23 protein-coding genes and 1 pseudogene are annotated in these 25,041 nt (G+C 68.6%); 6 read left to right on the top strand and 18 right to left on the bottom strand.

Annotated elements, in window-relative coordinates; all coding sequences use genetic code 11:
* Nucleotides 1–188: 188 nt before the first annotated feature.
* Together ileS and AJAP_RS45325 are read right to left on the bottom strand one after the other, a co-directional pair.
* On the bottom strand, nt 189–3,350 hold the full coding sequence (gene ileS, locus AJAP_RS11340; RefSeq protein WP_038510454.1) for an isoleucine--tRNA ligase: 3,162 nt from the start codon (nt 3,348–3,350) through the stop codon (nt 189–191).
* Nucleotides 3,351–3,514: 164 nt separating this feature from the next.
* Entirely contained in the window at nt 3,515–3,871 is a 357-nt protein-coding gene (locus AJAP_RS45325) for an Imm21 family immunity protein (RefSeq protein ID WP_051972406.1), read from the bottom strand.
* A gap of 272 nt (nt 3,872–4,143) precedes the next feature.
* Between AJAP_RS45325 and AJAP_RS44605 the strand changes: the two genes are divergently transcribed.
* On the top strand, nt 4,144–4,395 hold the full coding sequence (locus tag AJAP_RS44605) for a hypothetical protein (protein WP_202965563.1): 252 nt from the start codon (nt 4,144–4,146) through the stop codon (nt 4,393–4,395).
* A gap of 36 nt (nt 4,396–4,431) precedes the next feature.
* Here AJAP_RS44605 and AJAP_RS11330 read toward each other — a convergent pair whose 3' ends face one another.
* Nucleotides 4,432–5,688 carry an HNH endonuclease signature motif containing protein gene (locus AJAP_RS11330; protein WP_038510450.1) on the bottom strand — a complete coding sequence of 419 codons (1,257 nt, stop codon included), beginning with the start codon at nt 5,686–5,688 and terminating at the stop codon, nt 4,432–4,434.
* Between the two features lie 260 nt (nt 5,689–5,948).
* Between AJAP_RS11330 and AJAP_RS45205 the strand changes: the two genes are divergently transcribed.
* Together AJAP_RS45205 and AJAP_RS45200 are read left to right on the top strand one after the other, a co-directional pair.
* Nucleotides 5,949–6,701, top strand: coding sequence for a hypothetical protein (locus AJAP_RS45205; protein ID WP_321167118.1), 753 nt, complete (start codon nt 5,949–5,951; stop codon nt 6,699–6,701).
* Nucleotides 6,691–7,758, top strand: a complete 1,068-nt coding sequence (locus AJAP_RS45200; RefSeq protein ID WP_321167117.1) for an FUSC family protein — start codon at nt 6,691–6,693, stop codon at nt 7,756–7,758. Before AJAP_RS45205 ends, AJAP_RS45200 begins: the two co-directional genes overlap by 11 nt.
* Here the strand turns inward: AJAP_RS45200 and AJAP_RS11320 are convergent.
* The 11 genes from AJAP_RS11320 to AJAP_RS11270 form a co-directional block, all read right to left on the bottom strand.
* Nucleotides 7,755–8,315 (bottom strand): hypothetical protein, encoded by a 561-nt coding sequence (locus AJAP_RS11320; RefSeq protein WP_038510448.1) that lies wholly within the window; start codon nt 8,313–8,315, stop codon nt 7,755–7,757. The two genes, AJAP_RS45200 and AJAP_RS11320, sit on opposite strands and share 4 nt — an antisense overlap.
* 110 nt (nt 8,316–8,425) lie before the next feature.
* Nucleotides 8,426–9,286 (bottom strand): DivIVA-like cell division protein Wag31, encoded by an 861-nt coding sequence (gene wag31 / locus AJAP_RS11315; protein WP_037344910.1) that lies wholly within the window; start codon nt 9,284–9,286, stop codon nt 8,426–8,428.
* A 54-nt stretch (nt 9,287–9,340) separates the two neighbouring features.
* On the bottom strand, nt 9,341–9,616 hold the full coding sequence (locus AJAP_RS11310; protein ID WP_005155180.1) for a YggT family protein: 276 nt from the start codon (nt 9,614–9,616) through the stop codon (nt 9,341–9,343).
* A gap of 114 nt (nt 9,617–9,730) precedes the next feature.
* The gene (locus tag AJAP_RS11305; protein WP_038510445.1) at nt 9,731–10,330 is read right to left on the bottom strand and encodes a cell division protein SepF; all 600 of its coding nucleotides are present in this window, start codon (nt 10,328–10,330) and stop codon (nt 9,731–9,733) included.
* A gap of 81 nt (nt 10,331–10,411) precedes the next feature.
* Complete coding sequence (locus tag AJAP_RS11300; protein WP_038510442.1) at nt 10,412–11,143, bottom strand: YggS family pyridoxal phosphate-dependent enzyme; 732 nt, start codon at nt 11,141–11,143, stop codon at nt 10,412–10,414.
* Nucleotides 11,140–11,847 carry a peptidoglycan editing factor PgeF gene (gene pgeF / locus AJAP_RS11295; protein ID WP_038510440.1) on the bottom strand — a complete coding sequence of 236 codons (708 nt, stop codon included), beginning with the start codon at nt 11,845–11,847 and terminating at the stop codon, nt 11,140–11,142. Before pgeF ends, AJAP_RS11300 begins: the two co-directional genes overlap by 4 nt.
* Nucleotides 11,848–11,921: 74 nt before the next feature.
* Nucleotides 11,922–13,244: a cell division protein FtsZ gene (gene ftsZ / locus AJAP_RS11290; protein WP_038510437.1), complete on the bottom strand. Its 1,323-nt coding sequence runs from the start codon at nt 13,242–13,244 to the stop codon at nt 11,922–11,924.
* Between the two features lie 250 nt (nt 13,245–13,494).
* Entirely contained in the window at nt 13,495–14,265 is a 771-nt protein-coding gene (locus AJAP_RS11285) for an anti-sigma factor (RefSeq protein ID WP_038510434.1), read from the bottom strand.
* The gene (gene sigK, locus AJAP_RS11280; protein ID WP_038510431.1) at nt 14,262–14,873 is read right to left on the bottom strand and encodes an ECF RNA polymerase sigma factor SigK; all 612 of its coding nucleotides are present in this window, start codon (nt 14,871–14,873) and stop codon (nt 14,262–14,264) included. The genes AJAP_RS11285 and sigK overlap by 4 nt, the downstream gene beginning before the upstream one ends.
* On the bottom strand, nt 14,866–15,606 hold the full coding sequence (locus AJAP_RS11275; protein ID WP_038510428.1) for a DUF1365 domain-containing protein: 741 nt from the start codon (nt 15,604–15,606) through the stop codon (nt 14,866–14,868). The genes sigK and AJAP_RS11275 overlap by 8 nt, the downstream gene beginning before the upstream one ends.
* On the bottom strand, nt 15,600–16,877 hold the full coding sequence (locus AJAP_RS11270) for an NAD(P)/FAD-dependent oxidoreductase (protein ID WP_038510426.1): 1,278 nt from the start codon (nt 16,875–16,877) through the stop codon (nt 15,600–15,602). Before AJAP_RS11270 ends, AJAP_RS11275 begins: the two co-directional genes overlap by 7 nt.
* An 87-nt stretch (nt 16,878–16,964) precedes the next feature.
* Here AJAP_RS11270 and AJAP_RS11265 point away from each other — a divergent pair, with 87 nt between their 5' ends.
* The gene (locus AJAP_RS11265) at nt 16,965–18,236 is read left to right on the top strand and encodes an SAM-dependent methyltransferase (RefSeq protein ID WP_038510424.1); all 1,272 of its coding nucleotides are present in this window, start codon (nt 16,965–16,967) and stop codon (nt 18,234–18,236) included.
* Nucleotides 18,236–19,021, top strand: a complete 786-nt coding sequence (locus AJAP_RS11260; protein WP_038522836.1) for a DUF1295 domain-containing protein — start codon at nt 18,236–18,238, stop codon at nt 19,019–19,021. The genes AJAP_RS11265 and AJAP_RS11260 overlap by 1 nt, the downstream gene beginning before the upstream one ends.
* Here the strand turns inward: AJAP_RS11260 and AJAP_RS11255 are convergent.
* Nucleotides 19,008–19,517, bottom strand: a complete 510-nt coding sequence (locus AJAP_RS11255; RefSeq protein WP_038510421.1) for a DinB family protein — start codon at nt 19,515–19,517, stop codon at nt 19,008–19,010. The two genes, AJAP_RS11260 and AJAP_RS11255, sit on opposite strands and share 14 nt — an antisense overlap.
* Nucleotides 19,518–19,734: 217 nt before the next feature.
* Here AJAP_RS11255 and AJAP_RS11250 point away from each other — a divergent pair, with 217 nt between their 5' ends.
* Nucleotides 19,735–21,042, top strand: a complete 1,308-nt coding sequence (locus AJAP_RS11250) for a wax ester/triacylglycerol synthase family O-acyltransferase (RefSeq protein ID WP_084098100.1) — start codon at nt 19,735–19,737, stop codon at nt 21,040–21,042.
* A gap of 75 nt (nt 21,043–21,117) precedes the next feature.
* On the opposite strand, the gene AJAP_RS11245 is transcribed toward AJAP_RS11250, so the two are convergent.
* The 3 genes and pseudogenes from AJAP_RS11245 to AJAP_RS11235 all read right to left on the bottom strand — a co-directional run bounded on the left by AJAP_RS11245 (nt 21,118) and on the right by AJAP_RS11235 (nt 25,004).
* The gene (locus AJAP_RS11245) at nt 21,118–22,509 is read right to left on the bottom strand and encodes a class II 3-deoxy-7-phosphoheptulonate synthase (RefSeq protein WP_038522829.1); all 1,392 of its coding nucleotides are present in this window, start codon (nt 22,507–22,509) and stop codon (nt 21,118–21,120) included.
* An 80-nt stretch (nt 22,510–22,589) separates the two neighbouring features.
* The gene (locus AJAP_RS11240) at nt 22,590–23,522 is read right to left on the bottom strand and encodes a trypsin-like serine peptidase (RefSeq protein ID WP_038510418.1); all 933 of its coding nucleotides are present in this window, start codon (nt 23,520–23,522) and stop codon (nt 22,590–22,592) included.
* A 128-nt stretch (nt 23,523–23,650) separates the two neighbouring features.
* Nucleotides 23,651–25,004, bottom strand: a pseudogene (locus tag AJAP_RS11235) (alpha/beta hydrolase).
* Nucleotides 25,005–25,041 lie beyond the last annotated feature (37 nt).

The raw sequence follows: 25,041 nt of genomic DNA, 5'->3' as shown, positions 1-25,041 counted from the left end.
GCACCCTCGCGCGCCCCCGGGCGCCAGCCTGCCGATTTCCCCCGCGCAAGGCGGGGCGACGGCGAGAAAGCGACGGTTCCGAATCCGTTTCGTGATCCCGGTGATCGAGACCCCGCCCCGGAATGCAATGAAAGGTCCTTTCCTCGCAAATTTTGCAAGGAAAGGACCTTTCATAGCGTTCGCGAGGGTCAGGCCTTGGTGACCGCCACGGTCACCTTCGTGCCCTCACCGACCGTCCCGGCCGAGCCGTCGGCGACGGCGCCGTACGCCACCGAAGTCGCCAGCGTCTCCGAAGCGATGAACTCCTCGTGCGTCTTCGCGGCCGTGACCACGTCCTCCGGCGCGTCCACCGTCAGCGCGATGCGGTCGGCGACGTCGAGCCCGGCGTCACGGCGGGCCTGCTGCACGACCCGCACCAGGTCGCGGGCCAGGCCCTCGGCCGCCAGCTCGTCGGTCACCTCGGTGTCGAGCAGCACCAGTCCGGCCCCGCCCGGCAGTTCCGCGGCCGCGCCGCCGCCCTTGGCGACCAGACGCCGGTCGTACTCGCCTTCGACGAGCTCGATCCCGGCCGCCACGACGGCGCCGCTCTCGGACGTCGTCCACTCACCGGCCTTGACGGCCTTGATCACCGTCTGGACGTCCTTGCCCAGCCGCGGTCCGGCGGCACGGGCGTTCACCGCGACCTCGAAACCGCCGTGCGCGGCGACGTCCGTGGTCAGCTCGACGGATTTGACGTTGACCTCGTCGCGCAGGATGTCGGTGAAGTCGCGCAGCGAGTCCGCCTCGTGCGCGGCGACGACCAGCTTGGCCAGCGGCAGCCGCACGCGCAGCTTGTTCGACTTCCGCAGCGACAGCGCCGAAGACGCCACCTGGCGCACCCGGTCCATCGCCGTCACCAGCGCCGCGTCGGCGGGCAGGTCGAGCGCGTTCGGCCAGTCGGCCAGATGCACCGAACGGCCGCCGGTCAGCCCGCGCCAGACGACCTCCGTGGTCAGCGGCAGCAGCGGCGCCACCACCCGCGACGTCACTTCCAGCACGGTGTGCAGGGTGTCGATCGCGTCCTGCTCGCCCGCCCAGAACCGGTCGCGCGACCGGCGCACGTACCAGTTCGTCAGCACCTCGAGGAAGTCGCGGACGGTCGAGCAGGCACCGGCGACGTCGTAGGTGTCGAGCGCGTGCTCGACGTCGGTCACCAGTTCGTGCGTCTTCGCCAGCACATACCGGTCGAGGATGTGCTTCGAATCCGTGCGCCACTTGCCTTCCACGCCCTCGGCGTTCGCGTAGAGCGCGAGGAAGTAGTACGAGTTCCACAACGGCAGCACGGCCTGGCGGACGGCGTCGCGGATGCCCTTGTCGGTGACGACCAGGTTCCCGCCGCGCAGGATCGGGCTCGCCATCAGGTACCAGCGCATCGCGTCGGAGCCGTCGCGGTCGAAGACCTCGTTGACGTCCGGGTAGTTGCGCAGCGACTTGGACATCTTCTGGCCGTCCGAGCCGAGCACGATCCCGTGCGAGATGCAGGTGCGGAACGCCGGCCGGTCGAACAACGCGGTCGCCAGCACGTGCAGCAGGTAGAACCAGCCGCGCGTCTGCCCGATGTACTCGACGATGAAGTCACCCGGGTAGTGGTGCTCGAACCACTCGGTGTTCTCGAACGGGTAGTGCACCTGCGCGTACGGCATCGAACCCGAGTCGAACCAGACGTCGAACACGTCCTCGATCCGGCGCATGGTGGACTTCCCGGTCGGGTCGTCCGGGTTGGGCCGGGTCAGCTCGTCGATGAACGGCCGGTGCAGGTTTTCCAGGCGCACACCGAAGTCGCGCTCGAGTTCGTCGAGGGAGCCGTAGACGTCCGTGCGCGGGTACGCCGGGTCGTCCGACTGCCACACCGGGATCGGCGTGCCGAAGTACCGGTTGCGGGAGACCGACCAGTCGCGGGCGTTCTCCAGCCACTTGCCGAACTGGCCGTCCTTGACGTTCTCCGGGTACCAGGTGATCTGCTGGTTCAGCTCGACCATCCGGTCCTTGAACTCGGTCACCGCGACGAACCACGACGAGACGGCGCGGTAGATCAGCGGGTTCCGGCAGCGCCAGCAGTGCGGATACGGGTGCTCGTAGGTCTCGTGGCGCAGCAGCACCGCGCCCTGACGGGCGGCGGAACCGGTGCCGTTCTTGAGGTCCTTGATGATGTTCGGGTTGGCGTCGAAGACCTGCTGGCCCGCGTAGTCCGAGACGGTCGCGTCGAACTTGCCCTGCGCGTCCACCGGGGTGACCGGGACGATGCCGGCAGCGTCGGTGACGACCTTGTCCTCTTCACCGTAGGCGGGCGCGATGTGGACGACACCGGTGCCGTCCTCGGTGGTGACGTAGTCCGCGGAGAGCACGCGGTGCGCGTTCTCGTGCCCGGCGAAGTACGGGAACGGTGGGGCGTAACGGGTTCCGAGCAGCTCGGTGCCGGTGTAGTGCCCGACGACGGTCGGCTCTTCGCCGAGCTCGCGGGCGTACGAGGCGACGCGCGCTTCGGCGAGCAGGAACCGCTTGCCTTCGCTTTCCACCACGACGTAACGCACGTCCGGGTGGACCGCGGTCGCGAGGTTGGACGGCAGCGTCCACGGTGTCGTGGTCCAGATCAGCAGGTAGGTGCCGTCGAGCTCGTTGTCGTTGCCCTCCAAGCGGAAACCGACCGTGACGGCCGGGTCCTGGCGGCTGGCGTAGACGTCGTCGTCCATCCGCAGCTCGTGGTTGGACAGCGGGGTCTCGTCGCGCCAGCAGTAGGGCAGGACGCGGTAGCCCTCGTAGACCAGGCCCTTGTCCCACAGCTGTTTGAACGCCCAGATGACCGACTCCATGTAGGACAGGTCGAGCGTCTTGTAGTCGTTGTCGAAGTCGACCCAGCGGGCCTGGCGGGTGACGTAGTCCTGCCATTCGCCGGTGTAGCGCAGCACGGACTCGCGGCACGCCTCGTTGAAGACGTCGATGCCCATCGCGTCGATCTCGGACTTCTCGGTGATCCCGAGCTGGCGCATGGCCTCGAGTTCGGCGGGCAGGCCGTGGGTGTCCCATCCGAAGCGGCGCTCGACGCGCTTGCCCTTCATGGTCTGGTAACGCGGCACCAGGTCCTTCACGTACCCGGTGAGCAGGTGACCGTAGTGCGGGAGACCGTTGGCGAACGGCGGACCGTCGTAGAAGACGTACTCGTTCGAACCGTTGACGCCGGGGTCGCGGGCGTCGATCGACGCCTGGAAGGTCCGATCGGCTTCCCAGTACGCGAGGACGCGCTTTTCCGACTCGGGGAACGAAGGCTGGGACGGGACGCCGGTCTCGCCGTCCAGCTGTGCCTTGGGATACATCTTCGGTGCTCCTCGCGGTTCGTCTCTCGTACGGGCTTTCACCCACACGGGGACGAGACGGCCGTTTCCGGCGCGTTCCGCGGTACCACCCCGCTTGCCCGGCCGGTTGGTGTTCCGGCTGGGCCGCTCATTCGACGGCTGTGACGGGCCGTACCCGTCCGGTTCTACTGAGGGCTCAGCCGCTGAGGACATGGGCCCTGTTCTTCCGGAGGCTCCCCGGTGATGGCCGGATCGGTGCCAGTTGATTCAAGGGTAGCGCGCGGGGGCAACCGGGTTGTCACCCGGTCATCTGCACCAGGCCGACGCCTCGGGCGTGGACGGCCCTGATCGCGAAACTCCCACAGCGTGACGGGATCGGCGAGGATCCGCTCGGCCTCGGTGCGCAACTCGTCGTCGGAGTCGGCGGCGAGCCAGCGAAGGAACGCGCGGTGCTCCGGGAGGTAACAGGTGGCGGCTGGTTCGTCGTCGAGGACCAGGCCCGTCGCCCCGCCGATGGAGAGCGTGCCCGCGAGCGCGTTCACCGCACAGGCGCGGTCGTAGTCGTCCTCACTCCTTCAAGGCTTCCCTTCCAGTGCGCCAGACGGAAACGGGTACGACGATGAGCGGGCCGCCAAGGGATTCGACCCAGGAATGAGTCCGCGTGATGGTCACGGCGGCAGTGTGCCGTGAGGGACCGACAGTTTCGGCGATAATGCGGCCATGGGCCGCACTTCGCCGATCCCGAAGTCCCTTGCCTGCAGCCGTATTGGCTTCAGGCTTGGCTGGACGACGGCCGGGGAAACGGGATCTATCGTTGGCGATCCTTTCCCGAGTTGCCTGCCGGTTCGGTCGAGCACGTATCCGTTTCCTCGAAGAGCGCTTCCTGGCCGAAGTGCACGTCCGGATCGGAACACGGTCGCTTGCACTGGTCGCGGGCGAGCTGGAGACGACGCCCGCGGGTGGATTGCTGTCCAACGGCTCGACGAACCCCGCCCTCGTTGTCACTGATTTTGTTGCTGTCGCACGTGCCGCCTGGAACATGGCGCGACAGATCCGCCGCTTCTGAAAGCGGGAGCGTGTAGGTCGTTATACAGGTTTCGGCCTATGCTCTGAGGTGCATGGTGTTCCTCCTTGGCGTTCCGGTCGAGTCGAGGTAAGCGGGCGGGGTGAATTCGGGTCGGCCGTCCTGGGCGATCTGGACTTTCCATTCGCTGCGGTGGATCAGCCGGTGATGCCGGGTACACAGCAGCACGAGGTTGTCGATCTTCGTTTCGCCGTGGTGTCGCCAGAAAACGATGTGGTGGGCGGTGCACCGGGGCACCGGCATGTCGCAGCCAGGGAAGGCGCAGCCTCCGTCGCGGAGGGTCAACGCGTACTTCTGCGCCAATGACACGGTGCGTTTGGAGCGGCCGATGTCCAGTGGTTCACCTGCGGTACCGAGAACGCCGGGCCGCACACGGGCGTCGCAGGCGAGGATTCGGGCGTCGGTCGCACTGATCGACCCGACCAGATCCAGGTGGGCTTCGCCGAGGTCGTTGATCAGGTCCTCGTACGACATGGTGACCAAAATGTGGGTCGCCTCGCCGGCTTGGCCGGGAAGGTTGCGGCTGGTGGTTTTCAACCGCACGTAGTCGGTGAAGGCATCCCCGTAGCGTTCGTCCTGCGTGCGGGAGTCCCGGATGCCGTCGATGGCTTTGTGAGGTTTGGCCATCGGATCCAGGTCGGACTTCAACCGAGCATAGGTTTCCAGATCAAGCCGGGCCTTGAGGCCGAGTGAGCCGTCGCGGTGTTTGACGAACCGCAGCTCCGGGCGGATGTCTTTCGGATCCTCGTTGCGGGGCTCTTTTCCGTCGGGGTCGAGTTCGTCCAGCAGGCGACGTCCGGCACGGGCGATCTGCCGAGGGCCCGCCCGACGAGCCAGCTCGACGAGGATTTTCTCTCCCGCTCGCACGTCTTCGTCGGGAACCGAAGAAGGGATACGGGCCAGGGTCCGGATGATGGCGTCGATCTGACTGCCCCCGATCGCCCCCTCAGCGGCGGCCTGGGCGGTCAACGGGGCCAGGGGTGGTTCGGGGTCTCCGCCGAGGGCAGGGCCGGGATGCAGGGCCAGCACGCGGTCGGCGCGGGCGTTGGCTTCCTTGTCGGTCACGAGGAAGTCCTCGAAAATCAACGCCGCCAACGTCGAATGACCCGAACATCCCCGCACCCCGCGGGAATTGATTTCCGCGAGGATCGCATTCTGCTCCGCATCCATCCGGCGCTTCAGGACTTCGAGTTCTTGTTTGCGGGCATGCAGCGTCGCGGTATCGACGCGCCACCACTCGATGGGCGTCTCTGGAGGTGCATCGTTGCTGGCCACGACCTCAAAGCTACGCCGAACCGAACACTTGCGCTAGCCCGAACAGACCAACGTGAAGAATTGCCGAAAAATGGCAACAGCGAAGGGAGTCTTAAAGCAGCGAAGCACCTTAAGGGCACGAAGGCGCCTTAAGCACTAGATAGCCTTAAGGCACGAATTGCACTCACGAGCGCGACCAACGCCAACCCACCACGCAAGGCCCCGAGTTGCCGTCCCCGCCACCGCCTCTAGGTTGACGGTATGCCGATCTGCGTGGCCCGATGAAAGGGCCCGGACTCCTCGTCGTCCTGCTGGTCGTCCTCGGTGGCGTCAGCGGGCTCGGGTTCCTCTTGGGACTGGGCAACGCGGCCGTCCTGGCCGCCCTCACCGCGCTCTTCTGTCTCATCGCGGCGGTCGGCGGGCCGCTCTGGGCGGATCTGCGGCTGCTGGCGTGGTTCGCGCCCGCGCTGATCCTCGCGGTCGGGGTGCCGCGGTTGCTGGGCGCGGTGTCGCAGTGGGCGGCGATCGGGCTGCTGGTGGCGATCGTGGTCGTCGCCGGTCTGGTGCCCGTGCTCGGGCCGCGGTTCGTGACGGTCGGGCTGGGGCTCGGGATGGCGTCGCTGTTCGGGTACGGCTTTCAGTTGACGGGCACGGCGTCGGCCGGGCAGATCCTGGGCGCGCCCGCGATCGCGGTGGGGGTCGTGATCCTGTTGCGGGTGCTGATGGGCGCGAAGGATCCCGCCAAGCCGACCCGTGACGCGCTGGCCGACGCGCTCTCGACGGGTACTTCCGAAACCCAGGTGCGGGCGGCGAGGCTTTGGCTCGCGGATCGGCCCCGGCGCTGGACCGGCGGGGGTCCTCGGCGGCCTGTTCCGGTATCGCGCGGCCACGGGGTTGCTGGAGATCCGCCGGAAACGTCTGGACAGCAAGGAAATCGGCGAAACACTCGACGCCGCCACGGAAGAAGCCGCCAGGCTGGCCGAAGCCGTCCGAAGCCCCGCTGCGCCGAACGACGTCGAACCGGTGCGGCGTAACGAACCCGGCGGTCTGCCCGGCGCCACGGCGAGGCTCGTCACCGCGCTTTGGGAGGCGCTCGAAACCATCCGGACCGCGACGACCGAACGTGACGAGTCGCGTGTGGACGTTCCGAAGGGACTCCGCAAGGAACTGCGCAGGATCGAGTTGGGCGGCGCTTTCTCCTGGCAGTCGGCGCAGTTCCGGCACGCGCTCCGCTGCGGGCTCGGCGTCGGTTTGGCCTTGGTGGTCGCGAGTTTCCGGCCAGGCGACCCGCTCACCGTGTCGTTCCTGCTCGGCACCTTCGCCATCCTGCAACCGGAATGGCGGGACAGCCTCGGCAAGGCCTGGCAGCGGATCGGCGGTTCACTCGGCGGCGCCGTCGTCCTGAGTCTCGTTCTTTGGCTTCTGCCGCAAGGATTCCTGCTGCCGATCGGGCTCGTCGCGCTCCTCGGCGGGTTCTCGTTCATGCAGACGCGGCCGGCGGTGTTCAACGGCTGCATGGTCCTGATGTCGGTCGGCATGAACGCGACCACCAGACATCTCGACCCGCGCTACGTCCTCGTCGAGTACCTGCTTCTGATGATCCTCGCCGGCGTCATCGCGTTGCTGTTCGGCTTCGCCGCGATCCCCGGGGTGCCGAAACCCGGTCCGGCGGAACGGTTCGAGAACGCCGTCGGCGCCACCCGGGAGCTACTCGGTTCGGTGGCGCGGAAACTACGCGGCGAAGACGTCGATCCGCGGACGCTCGGCCGCGAGTTCCGCGCCGCCACCATCGCCCATCACGGTCTGCTCGCGGCGGAGCCGGGCACCAAGGAACCCGCGCCCGGTCAACGGGACGCGCTGGAGAAGGCCGCCGAAGCCTTGCGTGGCCTGTCCGTCACGGCGTCGTCGCTCTTGCTGCGGCCCGGATCGACCGAAGCGGCGGACGCCGTGGACGAGGCCGCGCGCACGCTCGGCACCGATGAAGCCGCGGAGATCCCTGTGCCACGGGACGCCGACGAGGAACAGCGCCTGGTGCTCGACACGATCGCCGCCGACGTCGTGGCGGTCGGCGAAGCGGCGCAGAAGCTCTAGCCCTTCTCGCGGTGCTTCCCGGCGATTTCGGCATCGGGGGTGCACAGCGCGCACGGGGTGAACCCGAGCTGCCGCGCCTCGCCGATGCCGAGCGGGATGGTGTCCCGGGTCTCGAGCCACTCGCACGAAGTCACGTGATAGCGCGGGTACTCGTCGACGACGACGACCTCGATCTCGAGTTCGGAGACGACCGCCACATCCGCGGGGTCGCTCTTCTCCTCGCCGGGGTCGCCGTTCTGCTGAGGCTCGGGGGTGTCCTCCGCGTCGCCGAGTTCACCCGCGGCGGGCATCAGGACGGTCTGCTCGACGTCCTCGGGTTTCTTTTCCTCACCCTCGGCGGGCTCGTCCTCTTCGGCCGGGGCTTCCTCCGCCGCTTCTTCAGCGGGGGCCTCGGCCGCGCGCTTCTTCCGGCGGCGCAGCAGGTCGAAGAGGAGCAGCAACCCCGCGACGACGGAGAGACCGATGGAGATCCAAGCCCACAGGGAGTTCGCGGTGATGAGCGCCGCGACGAGCAGCCCCAGAGCCGCCAGTACCAGTACCAGGACGATGAAGAGCACGGTGAATTACAACACGAGCGCACAGGGAAACGGCCCCGACCCTCCGGAGAGTGCCGAGGCCGTTCCACTGTGTAGAAACAAACCGCTGTAGAAACAAACCGGGGCAGAGATCAGCCCGCTTCGGCCCGGGGGCCGAACGAGTAACCCTGTCCGCTACCGGAGGACGACGACTGCCCCGAGTTCGACGAGGACGCCGAGGCGGGAGCGGCCGAACCGCGGTCGTCGAGCTCACGCAGCTGGGACTCGAGGAACCCGCGCAGCCTCGTGCGGTACTCCCGCTCGATCGTGCGCAGCTCTTCGATCTTCTTGCCCAGCGAGCCCTTCTCCGCGTTCATGTTGTTCATGGTCTCGGTGTACTTGCGCTGAGCCTCGCGCTCCATGGTCGTCGCCTTGTCGCGCGCCTGGCGCTCCAAGGTCTCGGCACGGGTCCGCGCGTCGTTCAGCATCGTCTCGGCACGCGTACGCGCCTCGTTCACCATCGAGTCCGACTTGGACCGCGCGTCCGACAGCAGCTGCTCGGACTTGGTCCGGGCTTCGGCGAGCATGCCGTCCGACTCGGTCTTGGCCTCGGCGGTGAGCCGGTCGGCCATTTCCTGCGCCAGCCCGAGCACCTTCGCGGCCTGGACGTTGGGCTCCCCGTTGTCCGGCACCATCGAGTGGGCCTGGGTCTGCTCCATCGCCGACTGCGGCGGCGGCACCGGCGCCAGGCGGCGCGACGGCTCGTCGCGTACCTGCGGCGGCGGGCCGACGGCGCCGGCCTTGGCGTTTTCGAGCTCACCACGCGTGGTCTCGAGCTCGTTGTCGAGCTGCTCGACCTGCTGCCGCAGCTCGTTGTTGTCCTCGATCAACCGGGCAAGCTCGGTCTCCACCAGGTCGAGGAACGCGTCCACCTCGTCCTCGTTGTAGCCCCTTTTGCCAATGGGCGGCTTGCTGAACGCGACGTTATGCACGTCAGCGGGGGTCAACGACATCAGATCACCTCACGCACTCCATGGCCTGCAGGTCCACCGGGGCTTCCCCGAAAATCACCCTGGCGTTGCCAGCTGCATCGCGAAGAACACAACCAACAGCAGCACCATAATCGATAAGTCCAGTCCGACGCCGCCGATTCGTACGGTCGGGATGATTCGTCTGAACAGACGAACCGGTGGGTCGGTCACTGTGTAGATGGTCTCGAGCGTTACCGCAACCCCTCCGGCAGGACGCCACTCGCGAGCGAAAGCACGCACGAGCTCGACGACGATCCGTGCCGTCAGCAGGAGCCAGAAGGCGAACAGCACGTACCAGACGACCAGCAACACAGCATTCACGTAACCACTCTGCCATGCCTCACGTCAAAAGACGCAGTTGACGGGCCGCGGATGCCGATGAGTCGACAAAATCACATCCGGCTGCGCTCAGCGGTCACCGGGTGATCAGCCGCGCAGGAATAATCCGCCTTCGGCAATCCGCCGACGGTCCTCCGCGGTGACATCCACATCGGGCGGTGAGAGAAGGAACACCTTGTTGGTGACCTTGTCCATCGATCCGCGCAACGCGAAAGCGAGCCCCGCGGCGAAGTCGACGAGACGCTTCGCGTCCGCGTTCTCCATCTCCGTGAGGTTCATGATCACCGGGATGCCCTCCCGGTAGTGCTCCCCGATCGCGCGCGCTTCCGCGTAGCTCGTCGGGTGCAGCGTCGTGATCCGGCTCAACGGGTCACGCACCGCCGGACGCACCGGCTCGGTGACCGGCCGCAGCCGCGCGACCGGCTCCGGCTGACGGTCCATCGCCAGCGCTCCGTGGACGGCCGGCTCCGGACTGGCCACGGAGCGTGACCGGGGCCGGGGCGCGGGCTCGTCGTAAGTGTCAACTTCGTCCCGGTAACGTCCACCCCGTGACCGGGCCGGCGGCTCGTCGTCGTAGTCGTACTCGTCGTCGGTGTAGCCTCGCCGGTACTCATCCTCGACGTCATAGCCGTCTTCGTCCGCGGGCACCATCCCGAAGTAGGCCTTCAGCTTCTGCAGCGCGCTCATGCCTCTCCCTAGCCTTAGCCGCGTCCCGCACGTACTCCCCCGCCCTCGCCGCCACTCCCCGTAACGACGGGACGGTATTCCCTAAGGCGAGGCTAAACCGCGTCCACCGAGCAACGCGGTTCCGACACGCACACAGGTCGACCCGTGCGCGATCGCCTGCTCGAGATCATTGCTCATTCCGGCGGAGATCTCACGGGCATTTGGGTGTTCTTCCCGTAGACGCTCCGACGCTCGGGCGAGTTTCCCGAACGCCTCCGCGGGATCAGTACCCAGCGGCGCGACCGCCATAAGCCCCCGGAGGCGAATATCACCCACATGGGCTATCCGCTCCGCCAAATGGCTCACGTCGCTCAACCGAATGCCCCCGCGCTTCGGATCGTCATCGAGACTTACTTGAATGAGGACGTCCAACGGGTGCTCGCGTTGCCCGGATTCGAGGGCCGACTTGGTCGCTTTCGCGAGCGCCTCGGCCAGCCGTTCGGAGTCGACGGACTGGACCTCGTCGGCCCACCGCACGACCGATTTGGCCTTGTTCCGCTGCAGGCTGCCGACCATATGCCAGCGGATCCGGGCGTCCGGGCGCAGCTCGGCGACCTCTTCGGCCTTCGCGCCCGCTTCCTGATCGCGGTTCTCGGCGAGATCGAGCGCGCCGAGGTCGGCGAGCAGCGCGGCGTCGAGCGCCGGGAAGGTCTTGGTGACCGCGAGCAGTTTGACCTCGTCGCGGGCCCGGCCGGCGGACTCGCACGCGGCCGCGATCCGCTCTTCCACTTCGGCGAGGGAAGCGGCGAGTTCCCCCTTGCGGGCGTCACTCACGACGCGTCCAGCCACGTGATCCCGGCGATCCGGCCCGTCGTGCCGTCGCGGCGGAAGCTGAACAACGTCTTGTCTTCGTTGGTACAGCGCGGATCCACACCGATCTTGCCGACGCCGAGGTCGGCCAGCTGCCGCCAGAGACCGGCGCGCAGATCGAGCCCCGGCGTGCCCTTGCGGGTTTTGCAGGCACTGCCCGGCACGTGCTTTTCGACGTCGGCGGCCATGTCCGCGGGGACTTCGTAACAGTCGCCGCAGATCGCGGGACCGAGCAGCGCTTCGGTCCTGGCCGGTTCGGCGCCGAGCGAACGCATCGCCTCGACCGCGGCGGGGACGACGCCGACCCTGGCGCCGACGCGGCCCGCGTGGACGGCGGCGACGACACCGGCTTCGGCGTCGGCCAGCAGAAGAGGCACGCAGTCGGCGACGAGCACCACGAGCGCGAGGCCGGGCTCGGCCGTTACGAGCGCGTCGGTCGCTTCGGCGGCGGAGGTCTCCGAGCCGTCCACGACGGTCGCGGTCCGGCCGTGGACCTGCTCCATCCAGGCCAGCCTGTCCTCGGCGAGGCCGAGTTCGGTGGCGAGGCGCTTGCGGTTGGCGTAGACGTCGCCCGCGTCGTCGCCGACGTGATCACCGAGGTTGAAGGTGTCGTAAGGCGCGCGGGAGGCCCCGCCCGCCCGTGTCGTGACGACCCGCCGTACCCGCACGCTTTTCCTCCTAGACCTGAGTGAAGGCCCCCTCGACTGTAGTCAAGGAGGCCTTCACGGAACGTACTGGCGAACTACCGGCGCATGAACGGCGGCACGTCGACCTCGTCGTCCGACGGGTCGTCGTGCACCGGGGTGGCACGGCCGGGCAGGCTGCCGTGGTTCGTGTTCGACCCGATCGGCGAGTAGCCGCGCGAACCGCCGCCGGGCTGCGGGAGCCCGCCGCTCAGCGAACCGTTCCCCTCGTTACGGGTGGACAGCATCGGCGTGTGCGTGCGCGGCGGCGCGACCGGGTAGCCGTTCGAACCGGTCGACGGCACCGGCGTGGCACCCGAAGGCGGGCTCTGCACCGGGGTCGCCCCGCCACCGTTGACCTGGCCGGCCTGCGCGGACGCGGTCGAGTTCGTGCGGGAGCCGAACGCCGGCGGGTCGAGCTTCTTGTGCGTCGGGGTGCCGGCGTCGAAACCGGCCGCGATCACGGTGACCCGGACCTCGTCGCCGAGCGAGTCGTCGATGATCGTCCCGAAGATGATGTTGGCGTCGGGGTGCGCGGACTCCTGCACCAGCGACGCGGCTTCGTTGATCTCGAACAGGCCGAGGTCCGATCCGCCCGCGATCGACAGCAGCGCGCCGTGCGCCCCGTCCATCGACGCTTCCAGCAGCGGCGAGTTGATCGCCTTCTCCGCGGCCTGGATCGCCCGGCCCTCGCCGCGCGCCGAGCCGATGCCCATCAGCGCGGAACCCGCGCCGGACATGACGCTCTTGACGTCGGCGAAGTCCAGGTTGATCAGACCCGGCGTGGTGATCAGGTCGGTGATGCCCTGGACACCGGACAGCAGCACCTCGTCCGCCGAACGGAAGGCGTCCATCAGCGAGACGCCGATGTCGCCCAGCTGCAGCAGCCGGTCGTTCGGGATCACGATGAGCGTGTCGCATTCGTTGCGCAGCTGCTGGATGCCCTCTTCGGCCTGCTTGCTGCGGCGCTTGCCCTCGAAGGTGAACGGGCGGGTGACGACGCCGATGGTCAGCGCGCCGAGTTTGCGGGCGATCTGGGCGACGACCGGCGCGCCACCGGTGCCGGTGCCACCGCCCTCGCCCGCGGTCACGAACACCATGTCGGCGCCCTTGATGACCTCTTCGATCTCTTCGCGGTGGTCCTCGGCGGCCTTCTGCCCCACCTCGGGGGCGGCGCCGGCACCGAGGCCGCGGGTCAGTTCCCGGCCGATGTCGAGTTTGACGTCGGCGTCGGACATGAGCAGTGCCTGCGCGTCGGTGTTCACCGCGATGAACTCGACGCCCTTGAGGCCGACCTCGATCATGCGGTTCACGGCGTTCACGCCGCCGCCGCCGATACCGACGACCTTGATCACCGCAAGGTAGTTGTGCGGGGGCGTCATCGGGGCCGCCTTCCTGATCGTGTGTGCCCGTGCTGCCCGCCGGTCGCTGAGCCTGTACCGAACCCTCGAGCTGAAGTTCAGATTGAGAGTTATGTCAACTGCCGACGTTGAAGCAGGACGGTATGCACCAGGCTGGCTCGAATCCAGTAGCCACGCCGTGTGTCGCAAAGGTGTTTTGCCACAACATGTTCGCGGGCGCAAGAGCGAGACCCGGTCGCGGCGGCGAACGGCGGCCTGGTAAAGGCGAAGATCAGGTGGGCATGGACATGACCATGACGACGTCCTTCGACGGCGACCCGGTCGGTGATCCACCGGCCTGTTCGACGCTGAGCGCGAACTTCTCCGCCCCGCCGAGCCCGTCGGCGACCAGCAGCGCACCGTCCTGACCACCGGAAATGAGCCCGGCGGGCTTGGGCGCGGCACCCGGGTACATGAGCCAGGCCTGATAGGTCCGGCCCGGTTCGTTCGCCGGCAGCTGCGCCGCCATGAAGACCAGCCGGTCCTTCGCGCGCGACATCATCACGGTGCCACCGCCGCCCGCCGAGGTCTCGGCGTGCCCGGTCCGGAGATCGACGGCCGAAAGGACGTCGGCGACCGGGGCGTAGCGCTCCGCGTACTGCGCCGCACGCTCCCGCGCGGCCGTCAGCTGCGAGTGGTTGTCGTAGGCGATCCCGCCGAACACGGCGGTGCCCGCGAGCCCGACGACGGCCGCGGCCACCGCGGCGATCGCCCAGCGCGGGGCGCGACGCCGGTCCTTGACGCGCTCGCCCGCGCCGAAGCGCGTCTTCGGCGGCTGCTGCCTGGTCGCCATCGCCTCGGCGAGCACGCGGCGTTTGAGTTCGGGCGGCGGGTCTTCGGCCAGCGCGGCACCGAGCCGGGTCGCCGTCATCTGCAGTTCGAGGACCTCTTGCGCGCACGAGGCGCACTCGGCGAGGTGGCGCTGGAACTGCGCTCGCTCCACTTCGGACAGCGCGTCGACGGCGTACGCGCCGGTGAGCGTGTGCATTTCGGGCATGGTCATGCCGTCACCCCCAAACAGTCCCGGAGCCTGATCAGGCCGTCCCGGAGCCGGGTCTTGATGGTTCCGTGCGGGGTCTGCAGTACCTCTGAGACCTCACGATAGGTATAGCCCTGGTAGTAGGCGAGCAGGACGGATTCCCGCTGCAGCTCGGTGAGGGTGGTCAGGCAGCGGCGTACCTGCGAACGCTCCCAGCGAGCCGCGACGGCCTCGGCCACCTCGTCGAAGGGCCGCGCGCGGGCGGCCTCGAAAGTCGCCTTCACCTCGCGGTCCGAGCTGGCGCGTGCCGAGCGGACGCGGTCGACGGCGCGGCGGTGCGCGAGCGTCATGGCCCAGTTCAGCGCGCTCCCCCGCTCCGGGGAGTAGCGCGTGGCCGTGCGCCACAGCTCCACCATGACCTCCTGCGTGACCTCTTCGGACTGTGCGGCGTCACGGAGGACCCGCCGCACGAGGCCGAGGACCGGACCGGCGAGCCGGTCGTACAAGGCGTCGAAGGCCCGCTCGTCCCCCTTCGCGACCCGGACGAGCAGATCCTCGGCCGTCGGTCCGGCCGGTTCACCGCTGCTTCCGGGAACGGGCGCCATCCGGCGCGGGCGTGCCGATTCATCCATCAAGCCTGCCTCCGGCCGTCTGGGGCGTCCGCTGTGTCATCGGCGCCTTCTTCAACCACAGTTTGACCCCGTGCCGCCGGATCAGCGCGGAGACCCGGTGCGGCATGAGCGGACGGGTGATCAGCATGTGCGCCAGCCACCTGGCGGTGGCCGGGCGCCGCACACCGCGCAGCGACGCGGTCAACGGCGTCTTCCCGTCCTGATGCAGGGCGATCTTGACCGAAAGCAGCGACTCCGGCCGAGGTACCGCCATCCGGTACTCGCCGTCCATCGACTGGAACGGCGAGACGTAGAACTCCTTGTCCGCGAAGGCGTTCCCGTCCTCGTCGGGGCGAAGGAGGTACGCGTGCCTGCCCCCGTAGGTGTTGTGCACCTCGGCGACGACGCATTCGAGTTCGCCGTCGGGCCGGTGGCACCAGTACAGGGTGATCGGGTTGAAGTTGTGGCCGAGCATCCGCGCGCCTGCCAGCATCAGCACCCGGCCGCCGCGGAGGTCGACGCCGCGCGCCGCGAGCCAGCGGTCCAATTTGGACCGGATGCTGGAGGGGTCCTCGGGCGCGAAGTGGTCTCGCGGGTCGAAGCGTGCGAAGGGGCGAAGCCACCACGGCAGCTTCGGCGGCACATCGAGGTCGACGAACCACAGGTAGATCCGATGGGCGAACGAGATCGGCGGCTCGATGCGCCGGACATGCGCCACCGTGGAGTCGTAGAGCACGGCCATGACGGTCACCATCGCACTCCGAAGTTCTCGGCCGCGCGGACACCGGACGCGCAGCCGTCCTCGTGGAACCCCCAGCCGTGGTACGCGCCGGCGAAGGCGACCGTGCCGTCGTTCAGTTCGGGCAGACGACGCTGGGCGGCCACGGATTCCGGCGTGTAGACGGGATGTTCGTAGGTCATCTTGGCCAGCACCGACCCGTCGGCCGGGCCGGCGCCCGGGTTGAGCGTGACGACGTAGCCGGTCGGCTCGTCGAGCCGCATCAGGCGGTTCATGTCGTAGGACACCTGGACCGCGCCGTGGTGGGCGCCGCAGAACGGCGTCGCGTAGTTCCAGCCCGCCCGCGCCGATTCCGCCGTCGGGAGCACGCCGGTGTCGGTGTGCAGCCACGCCTCGTTGCTGGAGTACCGGAAGGTCCCGAGGAGGTCTTGCTCGGCCGCGGTCGGCGACGCGAGCAGCTTCAGCGCCTGGTCCGCGTGCGTGGCCAGGACGACCTTGTCGAGCCGGTGCCGTGTGTCGGCGTCGTCGCGGACCTCGATGCCGCGCGCGGTGCGCTTGACCGAGCGGACCGGAGTCGACAGATGCACGGCGGTCAGCTGTTTGGCCGCCCGCTCGACGTACTCGCGGGAGCCGCCGACGACGGTGCGCCACTTCGGGGACCCGCCGACCGACAGCATCCCGTGGTTGCGGAGGAACTCGAACAGGTAACGCGCGGGGTACTTGAGCGTGTCGGTCCGGTCGGCGGACCAGACGGTCGAAACGACCGGGAGCATGAAGTGGTCGACGAAGTACTTCGTGTACCCGCCGATCGCGAGGAAGGCACCGAGGGTGACGTCTCCGGCCTCGGGCGCTTCGAGGACGCGCCTCGCGTGCCGGTGGAAGCGCTTGACGTCGGCGAGCATCCGCAGGTAGCGGCCTCGTGCGACGTTGCGCGGCTGCGCGAACAGGCCTTTCAGGCCCTTCGCGCCGGCGTACTGGAGCCCGCAGCCGTCGCAGCGGATGCTCATCGACATCTCGGTGTCGCGGGTGGCGACGCCCAGTTCGGCGAACAGGCGGAGCAGGTTCGGATAGGTACGCTCGTTGTGCACGATGAATCCGGAGTCGACGCCGACGGTGCCGCCGTGCGCGCTCGGGACGTCGTGGGTGTGCGCGTGCCCGCCCAGCCTGTCCTCGGCTTCGAACAGCAGTACCTCGTAGCGGCGTTGCAGCAGATAGGCGGCCGTGAGGCCGGCCACGCCGCTGCCGATGACTCCGATGCGTTGACCCTTGGTGTGCACGTGAAGCATTCGGAGCCGGATCGGGCGAGGATTGGATCTCGTGAACCGGCGCGGCATCCGACCCATCCCTTTCCGGTCCGGGAGCGAATGACGACTATGCCGAACAGTCCCGTGTCCCGCCTAGCCCCGTTCGTCGAGCGGCTCCTCGGTGGCGCCCTTCCGGTCGGTCTGCGTACCTGGGATGGCGTACGCGCCGGTCCGCCGGATGCCCCGACCGTGGTGCTCCACAACCGCCGTGCCCTGCGCCGTCTCCTCTACGCCCCCGGCGAATTGGGCCTGGCCAGGGCGTACGTCTCTGGTGATCTCGACGTCGATGGCGATCTCGCCGACGGATTCCGCCGGATCTGGGCGCTGACCCGTTCGGGCGCCGTGCGCGGTGCGAAGCTCGGCCCGCGCGACTGGGCCGAGGCCCTGCGTCTCGCCGTGGGCCTCGGTGTCGTCGGGCCGCCGCCCAAACCGCCCGCCGAGGAGGCCCGGCTGTCCGGGAAGCTGCACACCCTGCTCCGCGACAAGTCGGCGATCGCGCACCACTACGACCTCGGCAACGCCTTCTACCAGCTGTTGATGGATGAATCGATGGCCTACTCGTCGGCGTACTGGACGTCCGAGGAGGAGGGTTACGACCTCGAACAGGCTCAGTGGGACAAGCTCGAACTGATCTGCCGCAAGCTCGGCCTGCGCCCGGGGATGCGGCTGCTCGACGTCGGCTGCGGCTGGGGCTCGCTCCTGGTGCACGCGGCGAAACATCACGGCGTGACCGCCGTCGGGATCACGCTGTCGGCGGAGCAGCTGCAGCACGTCCGCGGCCGCCTCGTCCAGCACGATCTGGAGGATCGCGTCGAAGTCCGGCGGCAGGACTACCGCGAACTGCGTGACGAGCCCTTCGACGCCGTCGCCTCCATCGAGATGGGTGAGCACGTCGGCGAGGAGAACTACCCCGAGTACACGCGGACGCTGTACCGGATGCTCAAGCCCACCGGACGGCTGGTCCTGCAGCAGATGTCACGCGGCGCGGTGGCGCCCGGCGGAGGCGCGTTCATCGAGCGCTACATCGCCCCCGACATGACGATGCGGCCGCTGAGCCGCACGCTCGGGCATCTGGAGACCGCCGGGTTCGAGATCCGCGACGTCCACGCGTTGCGAGAGCACTACGTGCGCACGGTACGGGCCTGGGAGAAGACGCTCGAAAGCAACTGGGACGACGTCGTCGCGCTGATCGGTGAATCCGGCGCGCGCGTCTGGCGGCTGTACTTGGTCGGCGGGGCGCTCGCGTTCGAGGAGAACCGGATGGGCGTCGACCAGATCCTCGCGGTCCGGTCGTCGGAAGAAGGCTTGAGCGCGCTGCCCGCCACCCGGGAGTGGTCCTGATGCCCCTCGGCGGGACCCTCGCGGTCACGGCGGGCGCGACGCTGCTGGCCTTCGTCGTCACCTTCGGCATCGCGCGGTGGCGGAAGCGGTACGACACCGTCGACACGCTGTGGGGGCCGGGCTTCGCGCTCGTCGCGCTGGTGGCGGCCCCGCTCGGGGACGGGTCGGTCGCGCTGCGCGTGGTCACCGCGCTGCTGACCGCGATCTGGGGCATACGCCTCGGCGTCCACCTCCACCTGCGAAACCACAAGTTGCCCGAGGACCCGCGCTATGTGCGGATGGCCGAGAGCGCCGGCCCGAATCCGGCGCTCAAGCTGTTCATCCGCGTGTACCTCGTGCAGGCCGTGGTGCTCTGGTTCGTCTCGCTGCCGGTCCAGTTCGCGATGTACGGCGACACCTTCGGGGTGACGGCGTGGCTGGGCGTCGCGGTGTGGCTGGTCGGCTTCGGGTTCGAGACGATCGGCGACGAGCAGTTGCGCCGCTTCAAGGCCGACCCGGGCAACAAGGGGAAGGTGCTCGACAGCGGGCTGTGGCGCTACACCCGGCATCCCAACTACTTCGGGGACGCGTGCGTGTGGTGGGGCCTGTACCTGCTGGCGTGTTCGAGCTGGGTGGGGGCGGCGACCGTGCTGTCGCCGATCGCGATGACGTACACGCTGGCCAAGGGGACCGGAAAACCTTTGCTGGAGAAGGGTTTGCGGCGTTCGCGGCCGGGATACGCGACGTACGTCGAGCGGACCAGCGGATTCTTCCCGCTGCCCCCTCGCCGCGTCACTCCCCGGTGAGACCGTCCGTCAGCTCGCGCAACAGGTCGAGGTGGCCGGCGTGCCTGCCGGTCTCCTCGATCATGTGCGCGACCACGAACCGGACGTTGACCTTGCGGTCGCCGCGGAAGGGGACCTCGTCGTCCAGCCCCATCGCTTCGACGATCTTGCGGCTCCGCTCGCACTCGGCCTCGTAGGCGGCGATCAGCTGCTCGATCGGGGTCTGCATGGCGACCCGGAACTCGGCGTCCGGATCGGCTTCCAGTGCCTCCTTCCAGACGTCCTCCTGTCCGTTGAGTACCACGGTGAACCAGTACTGCTCGACGAGGGTCAGATGCCCGAGCAGACCGGCGACGGTGGTCAGTTCGCTGGGGACGAGCGGCCGCCGGGCCTGCTCGTCGGTGAGGCCGGAGCACTTCCACACGACGGTGGCGCGGAGGAAGTCGAGGAAGCCGTTCAGCTGGGTGCGCTCGTCGCCGGTGAGCGGCGGTTCGGGGCGCTTCGGTTCGTCGGTCATGGTCGTGCAGTCTGCCGGTTTCCTCGGATGATCCGCTAACGAGTTACCCGGGGAGGCACTGTCCACCATCTGTCGCAGAGCGGTGGTCCGTGTCCGAACGTGATCCCATCGTTCGAGTGAACCCGACGGTAGTTAGCGCCCAGGAAACATGACGACCACCCGCCCGTCATGTCAGGCTGGTGCAGTTGTGCCTAGCCGGAGTGTCGATGAAAGGCAGATGATGTCAGGCCTGCAGCTGAGCGCACTCGATGTCGCTTTCCTTTGCCTGGAAAGCGAAACGACGCCCATGCACATGGGGGCGGTGGTCACCTTCCGCCCGCACGGGCAGGTGCACGCGCGCGAGCTGACCACGCTGCTCGCCGAGCGGGCGGCACGCCTCCCCAAACTGCGTCAGCGTCCCCGCACCGCGCTGTTCCCGCCCGGCGCCGCGATCTGGGCCGACGACCCGGATTTCGTTGCCAGTGAACATATTTCACATCACCACCTGAGTTCCCTGTACGAACCGGACCCGCTCTCCGCCTACGCGTCACGGTGGATGGGGCGGCCGCTCGACACCGGAAAACCGTTGTGGGACTTGCATCTCGTCACCGGCCTGCCGGACGGCGAGTTCGCGTTGCTGCTGAAACTGCACCACGCGCTGACCGACGGGGCGGGCGCGTACGCCGTCGCCGTCGGCCTGCTCGACGGGCTCCCCCGGCCTGCCCGGCGCGCCCACAGCGGTGCCGCACCGCCCCCGCCACGGTCCCCTGTGGACGCTGTGAAGGAAGCGGTCGGCTCGACGCTGACCCAGGCCGGGATCGCGTCGTCGGTGGTGCGCGCGACGCGTTCGCCGCTGTCCCCGATCAGCGCGCCGCCGTCGACCGAACGACGGCTCGGCCTCGTCCGGCTGGACACGGCCGAGATCCGCCGGATCCGCCGGACCCACGGCGGGACCGCGAACGACGTCGTGCTGGCGATCCTCAGCGGCGCGCTGCGGGAATGGATGATCAACCGCGGCCAGCGCGCCGACGACCGGACCCTGCGGGCGCTCATCCCGGTCAGCGTGCGCGGGCGGTCCGCCGAGCAGCTCGGCGGGAACAAGCTGTCCGGGTACCTCTGCGAGCTGCCGGTCGGCCTCGACGATCCGGTGGAGAGGCTGCTGGCCGTCCAGCGCGAGATGAGCCGGAACAAGGCCGCGGGCCCGGCGCGGGGCGCGGGCGCCTTCCCGCTGCTCGCCGACCGGATGCCGCCGATGCTGCACCGGCTCGGTTCGAAGGCCGCCGGGCTGGCCGCGCCGCTGCTGTTCGACCTCGTGGTGACCACGGTGCCGGTGCCGCCCAACCGGCTCACCCTGGACGGGACGCAGGTTTCGGGCGTGTACCCGTTCGTGCCGCTGGCGCCGCGGCAGGCGGTCGGGATCGCGGTGGCGACCTACCGCGACTCGGTCCACATCGGACTGCAGGCGAACGGGGCGGCGGTCTCGGACGTGGGTTCGCTGCGGGACGGCGTGCTCAAGTCCGCTTCGCGCCTGCTGGACACCGCCTAGCGAATGCCATGAAAGGTCCTTTCCTTGCAAATTTTGCAAGGAAAGGACCTTTCATGGCGCGCGTAAGGGGGCAGGTCAGCCGCGCAGCATCTCCGCGACCAGGAACGCCAGCTCCAGCGACTGCTGCGTGTTCAGCCGCGGGTCGCACGCGGTCTCGTACCGGCCCGAAAGGTCCAGATCCGAGATCTCCTGCGCGCCGCCGAGGCATTCGGTGACGTCCTCGCCGGTCAGCTCGACGTGGATGCCACCCGGGTAGGTGCCGAGTTTGCGGTGCACCTCGAAGAAGCCCTGCACCTCGTCCACGATCCGGTCGAAGTGCCGGGTCTTGTAGCCGGTCGAAGCCTCGTGCGTGTTGCCGTGCATCGGGTCGCACTGCCAGATGACCTTGTGCCCGGACGCCTCGACCTTCTCGACGATCGCGGGCAGCACCTCGCGCACCTTGCCGTTGCCCATGCGGGCGATCAGCGTCAGGCGGCCGGGCTCGTTGCGCGGGTCGAGCCGCCGGACGTACTCGACGGCCTGCTCGGGCGTGGTCGTCGGGCCGATCTTGAGGCCGATCGGGTTCGCCAGCAGCTCGGCGAAGGCGATGTGCGCGCCGTCGAGCTGCCGCGTCCGCTCGCCGACCCAGAGGAAGTGCGAGGACAGGTTGTACAGCTTGGGGTTCGCCGCGTCCGCGCGGTCCATCCGCAGCATGGAGCGCTCGTAGTCCAGCAGCAGCGCCTCGTGGCTGGCGAAGATCTCGGTGGACTGGAGCGAGCTGTCGGTGACGCCGCAGGCCGACATGAACCGCAGGCCGCGGTCGATTTCCGCGGCCAGCGCCTCGTAGCGCTCGCTGGCGGGCGAGGACTTCACGAAGTCCTTGTTCCAGTCGTGCACCTGGTGCAGATCCGCCATGCCGGCGCCGGTGAGGGCGCGGACGAGGTTCATCGCGGCGCCCGCGTTCGCGTAGGCGCGGATCATCCGGCCGGGGTCGGGCACGCGCAGTTCGGGCTTGGCGACGAGCGAGTTGATGATGTCGCCGCGGTACACCGGCAGGCCGAGCGCGTCGGTGGACGCCGAACGCGGCTTCGCGTACTGGCCGGCGATCCGGCCGACCTTCACCACCGGCAGGCTCGCGCCGTAGGTGAGGACGACGGCCATCTGCAGCAGGGTGCGCAGGTTGGCGCGGATATGCGGCTCGGTGTTCGACTCGAACGTCTCCGCGCAGTCGCCGCCCTGCAGCAGGAAGGCCTCACCGCGGGCGACCATGGCGAGCCGGTCCGAAAGGCGGTCGATCTCGGCGGGGACGGTGATCGGCGGCACGCTCTCCAGCACGCCGCGTACGCGCTTCGTCAGCTCGGCGTCCGGCCACTCGGGCTGCTGCGCGGCGGGCCGGGAAAGCGCGTCGTCGAGCCGGTCACGCAGCTCGGGCGGCAGGGGTGGCAGTTCGGGGAGCGTGTCGACGGGAACGTCCACTGTCCAGTTCACAGGCACCAGGATATGCCGCGCCGAAAGCCGCCCGCCCACCGGGACGAAAGTCCCAGAACGTGGACGGGCGGCGGAAGGGATCAGGCGGCCTGGGCCTTGTTGTAGAGGTTCTGCGCGTCCGTGCCGAAGTACGGACCGAACATGTAGCCGGGCAGGAAGTTGTAGCCGAAGCTGTTCACCGAGGCCTGGACGCCCGCCCCGGTCGCCTCGCTGAAGTTGAGGAACCACGGGCCGCCGCTCGAACCACCGGTCATGTTGCAGTTCATCCCGTGGTCCTTGGTGAGCAGGAAGTCGGTGAACGTGCTCCCGCTGCAGTAGATCAGCTTCGTGCCGTCGTACGGGGCGGCCGCCGGGTACCCGAACGTGTACATCGACTGGTTGCGCGCCTGGTTGAACGCGATCCCCTGCGCGCCGACGACGTCGGTCAGCTTCTGCCCGTTGAGCGGGTTCACCACAGCGGCGCCGATGTCGTAGTTCATGTCCTCGCTCGCTTCCCACTGAGGAGTGGTCAGCGTGCTCTTCGCGGCCCACGTGCCGTAGGGCGTGTTGCCGTTGTTGTAGCCGGGAGCGAAGGTCCAGTTGGTGTGCCAGGCGCCCTGGTACTTCACGCAGTGCCCGGCGGTGATCACGACGCTGCCGTTCGTGCTGGTGACCGCGTCACCGGAGCACGACGCGTTCCGCCCGCCCATGGTGAAGAACACCCGGCCCGCGGTCTGCACGACCTTGCCCGCGCCGGTCCACGCGCCCCCGCCGTTGGGGATGCTCTGGATGATCGTGCTCGTGCCCTTCGCGACGTCCTTCGGGGTGAAGGCAGGCGCCTGGACCAGCTGTTCGATCGGCACCGCCGACCGCATCCGCTCCGGGGTCCAGTAGGCCGCGACCGCTTGCGCGTCGGTGACCGTCTGATGCTGGACCGGCCCGGCGTGGGCGGGATTCGCGACGGCCGTCAGCGCCGTCACCGCCAGCCCCACGAGCGCCGCCAGTATCCCCGTCCGGGAAGCCGTCCTCTTCATGGCGTACCACCTTTCGCCACCGGTGAATTGCCGTATGACTTGCACGACATTTCGAAAGTATTTGTCCTGCTACCGGGGGTACAAGCGGCCGTTCGGCCGCATCCGGGGTGGCGTATGGGCCGTTCGGTCTAGCGGCAGTGCGCGTCGGCCGCCGGGAGGACACCGTCCCGCAGGTACCGGACCACGAAGTCGTTGCCGCAGGCGTTCTCCTTGGTGAAGACGCCGTGCCCGCCGGCGTCCACGGTGACGAACTTCGCCCGTCCACCCAACGCCGAACGCAGCTCCCGCGCACCGGACAACGGCGTCGCCGGGTCACGGAGGTTCTGCACCAGCAGGATGTTCGACGGCCCGCGGTCGTGGATCCGCACGGGTGGTTCGCGGCGCTCGACCGGCCAGAACGCGCAGGGCGTGATGTTCGCGGCCGCGGGGCCGAACATCGGCTGCGTCACGCGGGCGCGTTCGACCGCTTTTCGGTAGTAGCGAACGCTTTCCGGCCAGTCGGAGTCGTTGCAGAGCACCTGCAGCTGGAGCGCGGCGTGATTGTCGGTGTCGAGCGGACCGCCCTGCGCCTTCGCTGCCGGAGCGGCCCACTGCTCGGCGAGACCGGGGAAGTTCGCGTCGTCGTACAGCGCGCCCCAAGTGTCGATTCGAATTCCCGGGCGCTTTTCGGCCAGCTCGAGGAACTTCGCCGTCACCTCGGCCTGTGTCCGCCCGAGGTGGTAGACGTCGTCGCGCGCCGCCGCCCACGCCGTGAAGTCGCCGAAGCGGTCATCGAAGCCGTCCGCGAAACGCTGATGTGCCCGGACGTCGAGCCCGTCGGGGCCGAGCAGGTGAGGAATACGCCGCGCCCAGGTAACTCCCGTACGAAACGCCGTAGTACGAGATCTTCCGCTCCCCCAACGCCGCGCGGATCCGGTCCATGTCGCGCGCGGTGTTGGCGGTGGTCATATGCGGCAGGAGGTCCGCGGTCTTCGACTCGGCGCATTGCTTCGCCACGACGCGGGACTTCGCCGCCTTCTCGGCGACGTCGCGCGGGCCCTCCGCGTACGGGCCGACGAGGATGAACTGCTGTTCCTCGCTCAGGTCACAGGTCACCGGAGTGCTGTAGACCGTCCCGCGCGGGTCGAAACCGATGACGTCGTAGCTGTCGAGCAGGCCGGACTGTTCCTGTCGCTGCGCGAGTTGCGCGGGCATCGCCAGTCCTGGGCTCCCCGGGCCGCCGGGGTTCATGAGCAGCACGCCTCGCCGCTTCGGCGATTTACTCGCCTTACGGGAAACGGTGAGTTCGATGGTCCGGCCGCCGGGATCGGCGTAGTCCAGCGGCACCTGGAGTTTCGCGCATTCGAGGCCCTCGGTCGGTGAGGGTGTCATGCCGTAGTCCGGGCAGGGAGACGTCCACCGTAGTGCCGGAGCCGCATCGGCGGTCGCCGGGACGGCTACCGCCAGTGGCAGGAAAGCCAGTATCGCCAACGTTTTTCTCATGCGGAAAGCGTGGCGTGACCGGCCGCCCTACCGCGTC

The organism is Amycolatopsis japonica, assembly GCF_000732925.1.
In the GTDB taxonomy this organism is placed as follows: domain Bacteria; phylum Actinomycetota; class Actinomycetes; order Mycobacteriales; family Pseudonocardiaceae; genus Amycolatopsis; species Amycolatopsis japonica.
Note: the sequence above shows the minus strand (reverse complement) of the source record. Positions and strands in the feature narration are given on the sequence as shown.